The following is a 15,518-nucleotide window of genomic DNA, read 5'->3' on the forward strand; positions in this document are numbered from 1 at the left end:
TGCCGCGATAGCTGTTCGCAAAAGGGTTTTGCGCGCGTGACCGGGGGCCACGCTTGGTTTAACAGGTTCGCGCCATGCTCACCCGGCTTTCGATCCGCAACATCGTCCTCATCGAAGCGCTCGATCTCGAGTTTCGCGGCGGGCTTGGCGTGCTGACGGGCGAGACGGGGGCGGGCAAGTCGATCCTGCTCGATGCGCTGGGCCTCGTTCTGGGCGACCGGGCGGAAACCGCTCTGGTGCGCGCCGGGGAGGACAGGGCGAGCGTCACCGCGAGCTTCGATTTCGGCGCGCTGCCCGCCGCGATCGCAGACGCGCTGGACGATGCGGGGATCGAGATCGAGCCGGGCGAACCGCTGCTGATCCGCAGGCAGGTCAAGGCCGATGGCGGCTCAAAGGCTTTCGTCAACGACCAGTCCGCCAGCGTCGCCCTGCTGCGCACGCTCGCCCCGGCGCTGGTCGAACTGCACGGCCAGCACGACGATCGCGGGCTGGTGAACCCGCGCGGGCACAAGGACCTGCTCGATCGCTATGCGGGGACCGACCTTGCCGCTCTGGAAACCGCATGGCGCGACTGGGCGAAGGCCGAAGCGCGGCTGGCCGAAGCGCGCGCCGTGGTCGAGCAGGCCAGGGCCGACGAGGACCTGCTCACCGCCCATCTTGCCGAACTCGACGCACTGACGCCCGAGGCGGGCGAGGAAGAACGCCTCGCCGCCCAGCGCATCGACCTGCAGAAGGGCGAACGGCTGTCGGGCGAACTCGAGGAATTGCGCCACATCTGGGAGGGTTCGGATTCCCCGCTCGCCTCGCTGCGCGTCGCCGCGCGCAAGCTCGACCGGATCGCCGAGGAACACCCATTGCTGGCGGAGGCGCTGGCGGCGCTCGACCGGGCGGTGATCGAAGCGGGCGAGGCCGAGGACAAGCTCGAACAGGCCGCCGAGGCGCTGGTCCATGACCCGGCCGCGCTCGAAGCGGCGGAGACGCGCCTGTTCGACTTGCGCGCGCTCGCCCGCAAGCATCGCTGCGAGGTCGATGAATTGCCTGCGCTGATGGAGGAAATGCGCCGCAAGCTCGAATCGATTCAAGGCGGGGAGGCGCAGCTGGGCGCTCTGGAAAAGGCAGCGGAAGAGGCGCGCGCGGCCTATCTGAAAGCCGCCGATGCCGCGCATGAAACGAGGCTGAAAGCGGCGCAGCGGCTGGACACAGCGGTGGCGGCGGAACTCGCCCCGCTCAAACTCGACGCGGCGCGCTTCCAGACGGCGATCACCGATCTGCCTGAGGACAAATGGGGCGCGCTCGGCCGTGACGCGGTCGAATTCCTGATCGCCACCAATCCCGGCGCCGATTTCGCCCCGCTCGCCAAGATCGCGAGCGGAGGCGAACTTTCGCGCTTCATCCTCGCGCTCAAAGTGGCGCTGGCGGAAAAGGGCGGGGCGGCGACGATCATCTTCGACGAGATCGACCGCGGCGTGGGCGGCGCGGTGGCGAGCGCCATTGGTGAACGGCTGGCGCGGCTTGCATCGGACGAGGGGCAATTGCTGGCGGTGACGCACTCGCCGCAGGTCGCGGCGCGCGGGGGGCAGCATTACCTTATCGCCAAGGCGTCCTCGGGCACGGTGACCAAGACGAGCGTGGTGCTGCTCGATGCCGAGGGGAGGCAGGAGGAGATCGCGCGGATGCTTTCCGGGGCGGAGGTCACGCCAGAGGCAAGGGCGCAGGCGGATCGGCTGCTGGAGGGGGTGTGATGTTTGCGAACGAGGCTGAATTCGAGTCTTTCATTCGCAAAGTTATCGCTGAAAAGATCACCGCGAAGGAACCCAGAATTTACTGCCTCGATAGCAAGAAAGCGGTCGACATCCTCGTTTGTGATGATCGAGAACCAAATCGCGTTTCCTTTATTGAGGTTAAGTATCACAAGGCTTCACATGGGAGGCTTGGTTTTGGGTCAGGTGCTGGTGTCGGATTTCAACCAGAGATACTTCAGAGGCGTCCGAACTACTTTGTCGAACGTTTGATCTGGGTGCTTGGTAGCGAGAAGCACGAGCGTGACAAAGTTATGGTCCTACGGTGCGATGAAATATTAGAGTATGTAGCCGGTGGAAAAATCGAAAAGAAATTTAATAACATTCAGGAGCGGGTCCTGAGGGATCACGAATGGCTCTCTCGCGACGAGTTTGAGCTTTATCTTGAGAGGTGGCTAGTGGGATGACCGAGCTCACCGAAGCCGAAGCCGCCAACGAGCTGATGCGGCTCGCGAAGCAGATCGCGAAACACGACCGCCTCTACCACGCCGAGGATTCGCCCGAGATCTCCGACGCGGAATATGACGCGCTGGTGCGCCGCAATGCGGAGCTGGAGGAAGCTTTCCCGCATCTGGTGCGCGAGGACAGCCCGTCAAAGAAGGTCGGCCATGCGGTCGCAGCTTCGCCGCTTTCCAAGGTCACCCACGAGGTTCGCATGATGAGCCTCGACAACGCCTTCTCGCCCGAAGAGGTCGAGGAATGGGCCGCGCGGGTGCGGCGCTATCTTGCTCTGCCCGAGGACGAACCGCTCGCCTTCACCGCCGAGGACAAGATCGACGGGCTGTCCTGCTCCCTGCGCTACGAGGACGGTGTGCTGGTGCGCGCCGCGACCCGCGGGGACGGTCAGGTGGGCGAGGACGTGACGCCGAATGTCGCCCATATCGCCGACATCCCGCAGGAATTGCCTGATGGCGTGCCCGCCGTCTTCGAGGTGCGCGGCGAGGTCTACATGGAGCGCGCCGCCTTCGCCGAGTTGAACGCCCGGCTGATGGAGGAGGCGCGCGCCGCAGCCGATGCCAAAGGTGCAGAATTCGACCCCGCGAAAGCCCGCCAGTTTGCCAATCCGCGCAACGCCGCCGCCGGGTCGTTGCGACAGAAGGATGCGAGCGTTACCGCCAAGCGCCCCCTGCGGTTCTGGGCGCATGGCTGGGGCGCGGCGAGCGATGTTCCGGGCGAGACGCAAGCCGGGGTGATCGAAACCTTGCGCGAATGGGGCTTTCCGATCTCGCCGCTGTTCACGCGGGTGGAAAGTGTCGCGGACCTCATCGCCCAATACGAACGCATCGCCGCCGCGCGGCCCGATCTCGCCTATGAAATCGACGGCGTGGTCTACAAGGTCGACCGGCTCGACTACCAGCAGCGCCTCGGCTACGTCGCCAAGGCTCCGCGCTGGGCATTGGCACACAAGTTCCCGGCCGAGCGGGCCGAGACCGTGCTCGAGGCGATCGACATCCAGGTCGGGCGCACCGGCAAGCTGACGCCCGTGGGGCGCCTCGCGCCCGTGCTGGTGGGCGGGGTGACAGTGACGAACGTCACGCTCCACAACCGCGACGAGATCGCGCGCCTCGGCGTGCGGCCCGGCGACCGAGTGGTGGTCCAGCGCGCGGGCGACGTGATCCCGCAGGTTGTGGAAAACCTGACCCTCAATGAGGAGCGCAACGCCTTCCAGTTTCCCGACCACTGCCCGCGCTGCGGCAGCGAGGCGGTGGCCGAAGAGGGCGAGGTCGACGTGCGCTGCACCGGCGGGCTGATCTGCCCGGCCCAGCGGACGCAGCGATTGGAGCATTTCGTCAGCCGCAAGGCGCTCGACATCGACGGGTTCGGGGAAAAGACCATCGCCCAGTTCTTCGACCTCGGCTGGCTCGAAAGCCCCGCCGATATCTTCCGCCTCAAGGACCGACGCAGCGACATCCTCGCGCTCGAAGGTTGGCAGGACAAGTCTGTGGATAACTTGTTGGCGGCTGTGGAAAACCGGCGCGAGCCCGACGCCGCGCGGCTGCTGTTCGGCCTCGGCATCCGCCATGTCGGCGAGGTGACGGCGCGCGATCTGCTCAGGAACTTCCACGAACTCCCCGTCATCCGCGACCTCGCCGAGCGCGCGCGGACCGGTGACGAGGAGGCGACCGGAGAACTCACCGCGATCGACGGCATCGGGCCGAGCGTGGTCGAGGCGCTGGGCGACTTCTTCCACGAACCGCACAATGTCGCGGTATGGGAGGACCTGCTCTCGCTCGTGAACCCGCCGCGCTACGAGGTCGAGACGCTCGATTCCCCGGTCGCGGGCAAGACCGTGGTCTTCACCGGCAAGCTCGAGACGATGAGCCGCGACGAGGCGAAGGCGCAGGCCGAGCGATTGGGCGCAAAGGCGGCGGGCAGCGTGTCGGCCAAGACCGACCTGCTGGTCGCGGGCCCTGGCGCGGGCTCGAAGCTGAAGAAGGCCGAGCAGCTCGGGATCGAGGTGGTGGACGAGCCGGGCTGGGCTCAGATCGTGGCGCAGGCCGATGCGGGGGCAGGAGCGTGAGCGATCTCCTGGCCGAACTTCACCCCCAGGCGCTCCGCATCGCAAGGCTCCTGCGCGCGCGGGACGAGAAGGTGGCGGTCGCGGACGGCGCTACCGGGGGCCTGATCGCGGCCAGCTTGCTCACCGTGCCGGGCGCGCTCGAGTTCTTCGTGGGCGGCGGGGTGGTCTATTCGCTGCGGGCGCGCGACGTTCTGTTCGACCTGCCACGCGAGGCATATCGCGGCATGCGTGGGGCGAGCGAGGATTATGCACTGCTCCAGTCGCGCGCGATCCGGGACAATTTCGCCGCCGACTGGGGCCTTGCCGAAAGCGGGTCGGTCGGCGGGTCCTCGCACCCGACCGGAGCGCCTGCGGGGCGTAGCGTGGCCGCGCTTGCAGGGCCGGATAGGGAGGTTTGCGCGGTGCTGGAAACCGCCAGCGAGGATCGCATCGCCAACATGGCCGCCTTCACCCGCAACGCGCTGGACCTGCTCGAGAAAACGCTCGCGCAGGCCTAGTCGTTGGGCATGATGTAGACCTCGCGCACCGCCGCGGTCTTGGGCTGCTCAAGCGCATAGACGACCGCACTCGCCACGTCCTCGGGCTGGATCTTGGTCGGCAGGTCGTCGTCGAAGAAATCGGTGTTGACCATGCCCGGCGCGATCACCGTGCAGCGTCCGCCCCATTCGCGCATTTCCTCGGCGAGGTTCTCGCCGAAACCGTGGACGAACCACTTGGTCGCCGAATAGACAGAACCCTTCATGTTGTCGCGGCCCGCCTTGGAGCCGGTGACGAGGAAATGGCCTTTCGTCTTCTTCAGATGAGGGATCGCCTCGTGGGCTGCGTAGAGCACGGCGAGGATGTTGATGTGGATCATGCGGTGCCAGTCTTCGGGATCGCCGTTCTCGACGCCCGGAGATTTCGCGCCCGTCCCCGCATTGGCATAGACCGCATCGAGCCCGCCGAAATATTCCGCCGCCTTCGCGAGCGCTTCTCGGACCTGGTCGCGATCGGTCGCGTCGCAGGGCAGGGCGAGCGCCTTTTCGCCGATCTCTCCCGCCAGGTCCGCCAGCTTGTCCGCCGATCGCGCAACCAGCGCGACGTTCCAGCCCGCTTGTGCCGCCGCGCGGGCAGTGGCCGCGCCGATGCCGGATGATGCTCCGGTGATGAGAAGGGTGCGGGTCATGTAAATGTCTCCCAGTTGCTCTTTGTTTTAGGCCTTTGTCTTCCAAGCGAGCGGGGGCGGGCGGAGTTCCGGCGGAGAAATTTTCGCGCGCCTGTCGAATCCGGCTTGGCAGGTGCGTCTTCCTGTCGGAGCCTTGCCATTCCGGCATGGCGCAAAGCGAAAGGCGAGACGATGCAATACATGCTGCTGATCCACGAAAGCGAAGATGCCTATGCGGGCGAGGACGGGGCGCAGGTCATGGAAGCGACGCTGGCCGGCCACATGAAGCTGATAGAAAAGCTCACGGCGAGCGGGACGAACTGGTCGGGCAACCGGCTGCGCGAGGCGCATACGGCCACGACCTTGCGCTATGACGATGGCGGCGAGGGCGTGATCCATGACGGGCCCTTTGCCGAAACCCACGAAGAGCTGGGCGGCTATTACATCGTCGAGGCGGACGATCTCGACGGCGCGATCGCATGGGCGAGGATGATCCCGGTACCGGGCAAGGGCGCGGTCGAGATCCGCCCGGTCTGGCCGGAGGAGGAGTGACCGCAGCCACCGACCTCGCCCGCGCCATTGCCGGGGCGCGCCCGCGCGTAATCGCGGCGCTCGCGGCGATGCTGCGTGATCTCGATGCGGCGGAGGAGGCATTCGGAGAGGCCGCGGCGACCTGTCTCGCCTTGCCGCAGCCGCCGCGCGATCCCGCTGCCTGGCTGTTCGTCGCCGCGAAGCGCAGGGCGCTGGATGCGCGGCGGCGGCAGGCGGTGGAGGCACGGGTGGCGGGCGATCTCGCGCGCAGCGGCGAGGTGGACGACATGATCCGCCTTCCCGAACCCATCCCCGACGAGCGGCTGCGGCTGCTGTTCATCTGTTGCCATCCCGCTTTGGCGGTTGAGGCCCGTGCCGCGCTTGCGCTCAGGGTGATCTGCGGCCTGCCGGTCGCGGCCATCGCACAGGCCTTCGTCACCAGCGAACAGGCCATGTTCCAGCGGATCACGCGGGCCAAGGCCAAGGTGCGCAAGGCGGGAATCGCCTTCGACCTGCCGCCGCGCGCAAGGTGGCCGGAACGGCTCGATGCGGTGATGCTCGCGCTCGAGCTCGCCTTCACCGCCGTCTACGCCGATGCGGGCGGGGAGCTGGCAGCGGCGCTGGGCGAGGATCTCGGGGCAGAGGTCGAGCGGCTGGTGCGGTTGCTCGCGGAATTGATGCCCGAAGAGCCGGAGGCGCTGGGGCTTGCCGCGCTCGTGATCCTCGCCCGGTCCCGCCACGCGGCGCGGCTCGATCCGCACGGTGCTATGGTTCCGCTCTCGCAGCAGGATCCCGCGTTCTGGGACCGCGCGGCCATCGAGGAAGCGCGCGTGCTGCTGGACCGCGCGGCGATGGCCGGGCGCAGCGGGCCGCGCCAGGTGATGGCGGCGATCCAGCTGGCCCATGCGCGGCGCGTCTATGGCGGGACGACCGATTGGGTCGCGGTGCTGGCGCTTTACGATGCCCTGCTGGCGCTGCGTCCCTCGCCGATGGCGGCGATCCCGCGCGCGCTCGCGCTGGCCGAGGTCGAGGGGGCAGAGGCGGGGCTGGCGCTGCTTGAGGAACTGCCCGCCGAGCGGCTTGCGCGCGCGCGCCCGTTCCACGTCGCGCGCAGCCGGCTGCTGGCGCGCTGCGGGCGGGAGGCGGAAGCCCTGGAGGCGCTGGACGCCGCGCTCGCCACCTTGCCGCCGCGGTCCGAGCGACTGTGGCTCGAGCGGCAGCGCGCGGCGCTTTCGCCCTAGCCCTGCGGCACCCATTTCATCACGCCCCCCGCAAGAGGGGTCCACCAGCCGGTCCTTATTCCCGCACCCGCCAGCCTGTCGCTGGTCCATTGGTTGCAGGTCCGCCCGAGATGATAGGTCCCGCGCGCCGGATAGAACACGTCATGACCGCCATAACCCCCGAAACGCCGCGCGCCCGGGGCGAGATCGGCGGCGATGCTTGCGGCCAGCGCGCGATAGTCCTTGGCCGAGAGGGTGAGGCGCCTGTAATCCTCCGACGGGGCGGGGCGCACATACCATGCGACATGGAGCAGCGCGTCACCCCCGGCAATCGCACCCAGCGCGTTGCCGATTTCCAGATCGGCCCAGGTCGGCGTCTCCAGAAAGAAGGTCCGCTCGCCCCAGCTTACCCCGACATGGGTATAGGGGCGCTGCGGATTTGCGATATCGCCGGGCGGGAAGAGCGCGCGCCAATCATGCCCTTGGGCAAGGATAGGCATGACGATCTCGGTGTGGACGCCGTTGTCGCCGACCATGATCGTGACCCCGGTTTCGGGCTCCTGCCAGTCCGCATTGCGCGGGATCGACGAACCGATCCACGCACCGAGCGCGAACAGGAGCGGAAGGGCGATCAGTGCGAGCGTTGCCCGGCCCAGCCAGCGGCGCACATCGTCAGCGACCACGGCGCTTGCGCAGCCAGAGGATCGCCCAGTCGCCGCGCTGGAGCCGTGCGACGAGATGGAGCCCCGCGCGGCGATAGGCCCGGCGCACGGCGGCTTCCTGCTCTCCGGCGAGCAGGCCGGCAAGCAGAACGCTCCCGCCGCGCGCGGTGTGGCGCGCGAATTCAGGGGCGAGCTCCACGAGCGGCCCGGCAAGGATATTGGCGATCAGCAGGTCGTAGGGCGCGTTCACCGCCAAAAGGTCGTGCTGCATCCCCTCGGCCACGACGAAGGCCATCTGGCCGGCTTTCGGCCCGAGCCCGATCGCGTTGAGCGCGGCATTCTCGGCCACGACATCGGCGCAGACCTCGTCGATGTCCGAGGCGGTGACATGGGCGAGTTTCCACAGGCGCAGCGCGGCGAAACCGAGCAGGCCGGTGCCCGTCCCGATATCGGCGATGCGCCGCGCGACAAGGCCGCTCGTCTTCATGTTGCCCAGCATTTCGAGGCAGCCCGCCGTGGTGCGGTGCTGCCCGGTACCGAAGGCCTGGCTGGCCGGGATGACGAAATCGATTGCTCCGGGTTCCGCGGGAAATTCGGGCGTATGGACATGGAACCGCCCGGCGCGGATCGGCTGGACGTTCTGCTGGCTGAGCGTGAGCCAGTCCTGCGCCGCGAGCCGTTCAATCGCGATTTCCGGCGGGGTTCCCTCGAACAGTCCGGTTATCGCCGCCTCCTGATCGATGCCCGGTTCGCGCGGATACCAGCCTTCCAGCACCCAGTCCTCGGGCCGGTCTTCGGCGAGTTCGCGGCCCGCGATCACCAGTTCGGGATCCCAGTCGTCGATTTCGTCATGGGCGAGCAGCGCCTGCTGCACCGCGCGTTTCCCGGCATGGGCGGTCAGCTTCCAGGTGGCCCCTGCCTCCTGGCCGTCCGGCGCCTCAGCGGACAAAGCTCGCCCCGTTCGCATCGATCACCGCGCCCGTCATGCTCGGCGGAGCGTCGAGCGCGCAGAAGGCTGCGATCCGGGCGATTTCCTCCGGGTCGGCCACCCGGCCCAGCGGAATATCGGCGAGCAGTCCCGGCCCGCCCCTGCTTTCAAGATAATCGCCCGCCATGCTGGTATCGGTAAAGCCGGGCGTGATCGCATAGCTGAGCACACCCATATTGGCATAGGCTCGGGCGATCGTCTTGTGCATGGCCACCATGCCGCCTTTCGCTGCGGCATAGTGCCAGTGCGCGGGGGAGTCGCCGCGATAGGCGGCGCGGCTGGCGACATTGACGAGGCGGCCGCGCACGCCGTCCCCCCCTGCATCGCCATCGAGCCAGTGGAGCACGGCGAGCCGCGACAGCTGGGCCGCCGCCGTCAGGTTGATGCGCAACGTGTCCTCCCACGCATCGAGCCATTCGATATCGGAACGCTCCAGCCGCGAGGCTTCGAACAGGCCGGCATTGTTGACCAGCGCGTCGATCCGCCCGCCGCCCGCCTCCAGCGCGGCTTCCCAAAGCATTTGCGGGGCGGCCGGATCCGTGAAGTCGGCCGCGATTGCGCCGCCTCCCCCGCGCGTCGAATGGCCGATCACCGAGACCCCGCGCGCGGCAAGCGCCTCGCGCACCGCCGCGCCTATCCCCCGGCTCGAACCCGTAACAAGAATGACACTCATGCAAGCCCCTATCCTCAAATTTGCAAGCGGAGTCGAGCGCTCGCCGCTTGCCACAAGGCGCAGCATCGTTAAGTGGGAGCCGGGATAAAAACGCGAGTACCAATGACCATGAGCCAAAGACCGCTTTCTCCGCATCTGCAGATCTGGCGCTGGGGGCCGCACATGCTGGTCTCGATCCTGCACCGGGTCACGGGATCGGCACTCGCGCTGGTCGGCCTGCCGCTGCTGGCGTGGTTCCTGGGCGCGCTGGCGAGCGGGCCGGAAGCCTATGCGACCTTCACCGGCGTGATGGGCACGGTGCCCGGATATATCGTGCTTTTCGGCCTTTCATGGGCCTTCTTCAACCACATGATGAGCGGGCTGCGCCATTTCGTACTCGATATCGGCGCGGGCTATGATCTCGACATCAACCGTTTCTGGTCGGTCGCCTCGCCGATCATCGCTGCGGCGCTGACTCTGGCGCTGTGGTCCTACCTCCTGATGGCGAAAGGGCTCTGAGCGATGGGTAACGGCACTTCGATCGGTCGCGTGCGCGGCCTTGGCCCCAGTCACGAGGGCGCGCATCACTGGCTGCTGCAGCGGACCACGGCGGCGGGCAATCTCGTGGTGATGACATGGCTGCTGGCGAGTTTCATGATCCTGCCCGATTTCGGCCATGCCAGCGTTGCCGGCTGGCTCGCCCAGCCGATCGCAGCTGTGCCCATGGCGCTGCTTTCGATCAGCCTGTTCTGGCATGCCCGGCTGGGCCTGCAGGTCGTGATCGAGGACTACATCCATGAACCCGGGACCAAATTCGCGCTGATCACGGCGCTCAACCTCGCGGTTTTCGGCGGCGCAGCCTTCGCGCTGTTCAGCGTCGCAACCCTCGCATTCGGAGCACAAGGCTAATGGCAAGCGCACCCGCCAATGATGCGGGGCCCCAGCTCAAGGGGTCCTACAAGATTATCGACCACACCTATGACGTGGTCGTCGTGGGCGCAGGCGGCAGCGGCCTGCGCGCCACGATGGGCGCGGCAGAAGCCGGCCTGAGGACCGCCAACATCTCCAAGGTTTTCCCGACGCGTTCGCACACCGTTGCCGCGCAGGGCGGGATCGCGGCGAGCCTCGGCAACAACACGCCCGACCACTGGACCTGGCACATGTACGACACCGTCAAGGGTTCGGACTGGCTGGGCGACCAGGACGCGATCGAATATCTTGCGCGCGAAGCGCCGCAGGCGGTCTATGAACTGGAGCACGCCGGCGTGCCCTTCAGCCGTAACGAGGACGGCACGATCTACCAGCGCCCGTTCGGCGGGCACATGCAGAACATGGGCGAAGGCCCGCCGGTGCAGCGCACCTGCGCCGCCGCCGACCGCACGGGGCACGCAATGCTCCACGCGCTCTACCAGCAGAGCCTCAAATACGACGCGGATTTCTTCATCGAATATTTCGCGCTCGATCTCATCATGTCGGAAGTCGACGGGGTGAAACAGTGCGTCGGGGTCATGGCGATGTGCCTCGATGACGGCACGATCCACCGTTTCCGTGCGCAGAGCGTGGTGCTGGCGACCGGCGGCTATGGCCGGTGCTATTTCACCGCGACCTCCGCGCACACCTGCACGGGCGATGGCGGCGGCATGGTGCTGCGCGCCGGCTTGCCGCTGCAGGACATGGAATTCGTCCAGTTCCACCCGACCGGCATTTACGGCGCGGGCGTGCTCATCACCGAGGGCGCGCGAGGCGAGGGCGGCTATCTCACCAATTCCGAAGGCGAGCGGTTCATGGAACGCTACGCGCCGTCCGCGAAGGACCTCGCCAGCCGCGATGTCGTCTCGCGTTCGATGGCGCTTGAAATGCGCGAAGGGCGCGGTGTCGGGCCGGACGGGGACCACATCTACCTCCATCTCGACCATATCGATCCCGATGTGCTGGCGCAGCGCCTGCCGGGCATCACCGAAAGCGGCAAGATCTTCGCCGGCGTCGATCTGACCCGCGAACCGCTGCCCGTTACCCCGACGGTCCATTACAACATGGGCGGGATCCAGTGCGACTATCACGGCCGGGTCGTGACCATTGGCCCGGATGGCGATCCCGACACCGTCGTGCCGGGCCTCTATGCCGTGGGCGAGGCGGCCTGCGTTTCGGTGCACGGCGCCAACCGCCTCGGCTCGAATTCGCTGATCGACCTTGTTGTGTTCGGACGCGCGACGGGCATCCATTTGAAGGAAAATCTCAAGCCCGGCGCGAGCCAGCCCGAACTGCCGACCGACAGCGCCGACTTCGCGCTCACCCGGCTCGATCACTTCCGCTATGCCGAGGGCGGCTCGCCCACCGCGGCGATCCGCGCCGACATGCAGAAGGCGATGCAGCAGCACGCCGCCGTGTTCCGCGACCAGAAGCTGATGGACGAGGGCGTCAAGAAGCTTGCCGAGCAGAACAAGCGGATGGAGGACATCCACGTCTCCGACAAGTCGCTGATCTGGAACTCGGACCTGATCGAGACGCTGGAGCTCGACAACCTCATGGCGCAGGCCAACGTCACCATGGCATCCGCCGCCAACCGCAAGGAAAGCCGCGGCGCCCATGCGCACGAGGATTATCCCGAGCGCAATGACAAGGAATGGATGAAGCACACCGTCGCCTGGTTCGACGGCTGGGGCGGGCGCGGCTCGAACATCCGCATCGATTACCGCCCGGTCCACGAATACACCCTGACCGAGGACGCGACCTATATCGAGCCCAAGGCGCGGGTTTACTGATCCCAGCCTGGCGCAGCACTTCAGCGAAAGGGACGGCCTTTACAACGCGGATCATGCGACGGCTCGGCTGGTATTGGAAGCTCGAGCTTGCCAATGCCGCGCTCGTCCCGGCTTTCGTTGCTGTCGTGGCCCACAGTCAAGGCGAAGGGGCAGGCTGGCTCAGCTATGTCTCGCTTTTGCCGTGCTGCATTCTGCTGGTGATCGGCGGCTTATATTGGCGTGCCAAGCTGCACTCGCTGGCCGGCGATGACGCGGCGATGCGCGCATTGCTCCCGGCAGCAGCGTATCTGCAGAAGCCGCTTCTCATCGGTTCGCTTGGGGTGATTGCACTCGTGTTTGCGGCCTTGCTCGTGGCGCTGCCGGAAGTGACCGAGACCGATCTTTGGGCCGGTGGATTGGTCGCCGTGCTCGGCCTGCTCGAATACGTCAATTACTACCATCGCCAGCTGCAGCATTTCGACCATTGGCCCGATTTCAAACGCCTTTTTGCAGGGCACGGCTTTCGCCGCGCATGGATGGCGCGCGACCTGGCCGAATGGCGTCGGGAGCGCTCGCCGCAGCCGCCCGCTTGACGCTTCGGTTCTGTAAAGGCAGCTTGCCTGCCCATGAAAAGGGGCACGATCATGGTGGGGGTTTGGGCAAGCCTGCTTTCACTTGCCGCCCCGTCCGTCGCCAACCCCAACCAGCCGCCGCCGCACACCGAGCCTTTCCCGAACCTCGTCACCGGCGAAGACCGCGAGGCGGCTAAGGCCAGCTTCGATCTCGGCCCGCAGATGCGGCGCGGGGTGAGCGTTGCCGAAATGCTCGAGCAGCGCGAGAGGCTCGATGCGGCGCTTGGGAAACTGCGGGCGCATCGGCGCGGCACGGTCGATGCCTATGTCGTAACGGTGGCGCTCGACAGCGACCCGGTCTTCGCCCGCGAGGCGCGCGAGGCGGGAAGGGTGCTTGCGCGGCGCTACGGCGCGGACGGGCGCACGCTGGTGCTGGCAGGGCCGGACGGGACGCGCGACGACCGGCCGCACGGCTCGATCGAGGCGCTGGCACTGTCGCTCGCGCGGATCGCCGAGCTGATGGACCCGGCCGAGGACGCGCTCGTCCTCTACACCACCAGCCACGGCGCGCCCTATGGCCTCGTCTTCCACTACGGCGACACGGGCTACGGTATCCTCTCGCCCGCGCGGCTCAAATCCGTGCTCGAAGAGCTCGGCATCGCGCGGCGCGTGCTGATCGTATCGGCCTGCTATTCCGGCATCTTCATCCCCGAACTCGCCGGGCCCGACAGCGCGATCATGACCGCGGCGGCGGGCAATCGCACCAGCTTCGGCTGCGAGGCGGACAATGACTGGACCTTCTACGGCGATGCCATGATCAATCGCGCGCTGCGAAAGCCTCTGCCGCTGCCCGAGGCGGCGCGCGAGGCGAACCGCACGATCGCCGCGTGGGAGGCAAACCTGCGCCTGTTCGCCTCGCTACCACAGTCCAGCATCGGCGATGGCGCGAAGACCTGGCTGGCCGAACTCGAGGCGGGAATCCCGCAGGAGGCGAGCGAGCCGGTCGGGCGGTCGGCCTTCGAAGCGGCGCGGGAGAAGCTCGCTAGTCAGCCTGCTCCACAACCCGCACGTCGATGATCTTCACGGGCTGGGCCAGCATCTGGCCCTTCATCACCCCTTCGCCCTTGTCGGGATCGCCTGGCCGCGCGTGGATCGCGGCGACCACGTCCATCCCGCCCGTAACATAGCCGAACACGGCATAGCCATTGCGCCATGTCGGGTTGTCGCTGTCGGGCCGCGCGTCGAGCCCCGTCTGGTCCTGAAGCATGATCGAGAAATCGCCGTTCGCCGTGCCCGGATCGCCCATCGCCATCGATAGCGCACCGTTGGTGTGAGACAGGCCCGTCTCGCTGGTCGGCTCATGCTCTATGCCGGGCAGGATGCGGTCAGGATCCTGCTGCGTTCCTCCCTGGATCAGGCCGTTGGGCCGGGGCTCGCGGTCGAGTTTCATCGCGCGGTAGAACACCGTCCCGTCGAACCGGTCCTCGTCCACATAGCGCAGGAAGTTGCCCGCGGTAATCGGTGCGCGCTCGGTTTCAAGAGCGACCGTGATGTCGCCGAGCTCGGTCTCGATCACCACCGCCGTGGTTTCGTAATCCCGAGACGGTGCGACATTGGCGGGCGGCGCTGGTGGGGGCGGGGGGGCGTCCGACTTGATTTCGAACTTCATCAGCAGGGTGCGCTGGCAGCCCGGCGCATCGTCATCGGTGCAGTTGCGGAAATTGTCGTCGCTGACGAGGTAGAGGAAGCGCGCGCCGTTTTCTTCGCGCAGCGCCAGCCCCTCGAAATTGTCGAGCGCAAGAGGCGGGCGCAACACGGCAAGCGTTTTGGGCTGGGCTCCCTCGGCGATCTCGACGATCGCGGCGCGGTTGCCCTCCTCGGGGCGATAGCTGCGGAACAGGACATAGCAGGTCCCGCCCGAATGGCACGCCGCATCCGTGGGCACGCCGCCCGCTTCGGCGATGCCGGCAGGGGCGGGGAGGTGGAACAGGCTGGCGCTGCCGCCGGTCACGCGCTGGCAATTGGGTCGATCCGGATCGATCCATTCCCCGCAGGAGAGGAAGCCTTCGGCAAAGCCGGCCAATGTCTCGATCCCGTTATTTCCCGAGGCCGAGGCGAGCAATTCGTCGGCGCGGGTTTCGCTCGCGGCGGGGGGCTCGCGGTAATTCGCATAGCGCCAGATGCGATGGTTGCGCTCGAATGCGACGAGCCATTCGCCCGAGAGCAGGCGCGTGATCGCCTCGGCATCGGCGCGCGCCTTCCCGCCGAGCTCATCCCCGTCCGTATCGAGCAGGGGACCGATCTCCATCGCCGCGATATCGACGAGGCGGCGGTTGATCGCATCGGGTCGCATGGTGATCCAGCGCCCGTTGTCGGTCACGGCGTGGAGCGCGCCGCCCGCCCATTCGAGCCCGGAAATGCCGCCGATCCCGAATTCATCCGGTTCGATCGCCACGCCGCCACGAAAGATCAGCTCGCCGACCTCTTCCTCGCCCAGCTCGACAGGCTCGGTCAGCGGGAAGAATTCCTGCGCCTCCACAGCGTGTGCGGCGAAAATCGTCGCCGCCAGCACGAAAGCGAGAAGGCCGGGTAGGGCGAAGAGGGTAGAGCGTTCGGTCATCGATCCGATGATATCGGCGCTTCGTCGAGGCGCAAGCGGCCCTGGACACCATTCATCGGGCTTTCATG

The 15,518-nt window shown here is 67.0% G+C and carries 16 protein-coding genes; 11 read left to right on the forward strand and 5 right to left on the reverse strand.

Annotated features, from left to right (window positions below; all coding sequences use genetic code 11):
• Nucleotides 1–74: 74 nt before the first annotated feature.
• Genes recN through RIB52_RS13260 form a run of 4 tightly spaced genes read left to right on the forward strand, consistent with a single transcriptional unit; the run spans nucleotide 75 to nucleotide 4,817 of the window.
• Complete coding sequence (gene recN / locus RIB52_RS13245) at nucleotides 75–1,742, forward strand: DNA repair protein RecN (protein ID WP_350176298.1); 1,668 nt, start codon at nucleotides 75–77, stop codon at nucleotides 1,740–1,742.
• Nucleotides 1,742–2,206, forward strand: a complete 465-nt coding sequence (locus tag RIB52_RS13250; protein WP_350176300.1) for a hypothetical protein — start codon at nucleotides 1,742–1,744, stop codon at nucleotides 2,204–2,206. The genes recN and RIB52_RS13250 overlap by 1 nt, the downstream gene beginning before the upstream one ends.
• A complete protein-coding gene (gene ligA / locus RIB52_RS13255; RefSeq protein ID WP_350176302.1) occupies nucleotides 2,203–4,320 on the forward strand; it encodes an NAD-dependent DNA ligase LigA in 2,118 nt (705 codons plus the stop codon). The genes RIB52_RS13250 and ligA overlap by 4 nt, the downstream gene beginning before the upstream one ends.
• Nucleotides 4,317–4,817, forward strand: a complete 501-nt coding sequence (locus RIB52_RS13260) for a CinA family protein (protein ID WP_350176304.1) — start codon at nucleotides 4,317–4,319, stop codon at nucleotides 4,815–4,817. The genes ligA and RIB52_RS13260 overlap by 4 nt, the downstream gene beginning before the upstream one ends.
• Here the strand turns inward: RIB52_RS13260 and RIB52_RS13265 are convergent.
• Nucleotides 4,814–5,485, reverse strand: a complete 672-nt coding sequence (locus RIB52_RS13265) for an SDR family oxidoreductase (protein WP_350176306.1) — start codon at nucleotides 5,483–5,485, stop codon at nucleotides 4,814–4,816. The genes RIB52_RS13260 and RIB52_RS13265 overlap by 4 nt on opposite strands.
• A gap of 171 nt (nucleotides 5,486–5,656) precedes the next feature.
• Between RIB52_RS13265 and RIB52_RS13270 the strand changes: the two genes are divergently transcribed.
• Nucleotides 5,657–6,016 carry a YciI family protein gene (locus tag RIB52_RS13270; RefSeq protein WP_350176308.1) on the forward strand — a complete coding sequence of 120 codons (360 nt, stop codon included), beginning with the start codon at nucleotides 5,657–5,659 and terminating at the stop codon, nucleotides 6,014–6,016.
• Complete coding sequence (locus RIB52_RS13275) at nucleotides 6,013–7,236, forward strand: RNA polymerase sigma factor (protein WP_350176310.1); 1,224 nt, start codon at nucleotides 6,013–6,015, stop codon at nucleotides 7,234–7,236. The genes RIB52_RS13270 and RIB52_RS13275 overlap by 4 nt, the downstream gene beginning before the upstream one ends.
• Here RIB52_RS13275 and RIB52_RS13280 read toward each other — a convergent pair.
• From RIB52_RS13280 to RIB52_RS13290, 3 genes are read right to left on the reverse strand one after another with little or no spacing between them, the layout of a single operon-like run.
• Nucleotides 7,233–7,898 (reverse strand): DUF2459 domain-containing protein, encoded by a 666-nt coding sequence (locus tag RIB52_RS13280; protein ID WP_350176312.1) that lies wholly within the window; start codon nucleotides 7,896–7,898, stop codon nucleotides 7,233–7,235. The genes RIB52_RS13275 and RIB52_RS13280 overlap by 4 nt on opposite strands.
• On the reverse strand, nucleotides 7,888–8,826 hold the full coding sequence (locus RIB52_RS13285; RefSeq protein ID WP_350176314.1) for a 50S ribosomal protein L11 methyltransferase: 939 nt from the start codon (nucleotides 8,824–8,826) through the stop codon (nucleotides 7,888–7,890). Before RIB52_RS13285 ends, RIB52_RS13280 begins: the two co-directional genes overlap by 11 nt.
• A complete protein-coding gene (locus RIB52_RS13290; protein ID WP_350176316.1) occupies nucleotides 8,816–9,538 on the reverse strand; it encodes an SDR family NAD(P)-dependent oxidoreductase in 723 nt (240 codons plus the stop codon). The genes RIB52_RS13285 and RIB52_RS13290 overlap by 11 nt, the downstream gene beginning before the upstream one ends.
• A gap of 108 nt (nucleotides 9,539–9,646) precedes the next feature.
• On the opposite strand from RIB52_RS13290, the gene sdhC reads away from it, so the two are divergent.
• From sdhC to RIB52_RS13315, 5 genes are read left to right on the forward strand one after another with little or no spacing between them, the layout of a single operon-like run.
• Nucleotides 9,647–10,036, forward strand: coding sequence for a succinate dehydrogenase, cytochrome b556 subunit (sdhC, locus tag RIB52_RS13295; RefSeq protein WP_350176318.1), 390 nt, complete (start codon nucleotides 9,647–9,649; stop codon nucleotides 10,034–10,036).
• A 3-nt stretch (nucleotides 10,037–10,039) separates the two neighbouring features.
• Nucleotides 10,040–10,426 carry a succinate dehydrogenase, hydrophobic membrane anchor protein gene (gene sdhD, locus RIB52_RS13300; protein WP_350176320.1) on the forward strand — a complete coding sequence of 129 codons (387 nt, stop codon included), beginning with the start codon at nucleotides 10,040–10,042 and terminating at the stop codon, nucleotides 10,424–10,426.
• The gene (gene sdhA, locus RIB52_RS13305; RefSeq protein ID WP_350176322.1) at nucleotides 10,426–12,279 is read left to right on the forward strand and encodes a succinate dehydrogenase flavoprotein subunit; all 1,854 of its coding nucleotides are present in this window, start codon (nucleotides 10,426–10,428) and stop codon (nucleotides 12,277–12,279) included. Before sdhD ends, sdhA begins: the two co-directional genes overlap by 1 nt.
• Before the next feature lie 53 nt (nucleotides 12,280–12,332).
• Nucleotides 12,333–12,851, forward strand: a complete 519-nt coding sequence (locus RIB52_RS13310) for a hypothetical protein (protein WP_350176324.1) — start codon at nucleotides 12,333–12,335, stop codon at nucleotides 12,849–12,851.
• A gap of 33 nt (nucleotides 12,852–12,884) precedes the next feature.
• A complete protein-coding gene (locus RIB52_RS13315; RefSeq protein ID WP_350176326.1) occupies nucleotides 12,885–13,907 on the forward strand; it encodes a C13 family peptidase in 1,023 nt (340 codons plus the stop codon).
• Here RIB52_RS13315 and RIB52_RS13320 read toward each other — a convergent pair.
• Nucleotides 13,873–15,450, reverse strand: coding sequence for a peptidylprolyl isomerase (locus tag RIB52_RS13320; protein ID WP_350176328.1), 1,578 nt, complete (start codon nucleotides 15,448–15,450; stop codon nucleotides 13,873–13,875). The two genes, RIB52_RS13315 and RIB52_RS13320, sit on opposite strands and share 35 nt — an antisense overlap.
• Nucleotides 15,451–15,518 lie beyond the last annotated feature (68 nt).

The organism is Erythrobacter sp. (assembly GCF_040217515.1).
Classification (GTDB): Bacteria; Pseudomonadota; Alphaproteobacteria; order Sphingomonadales; family Sphingomonadaceae; genus Erythrobacter.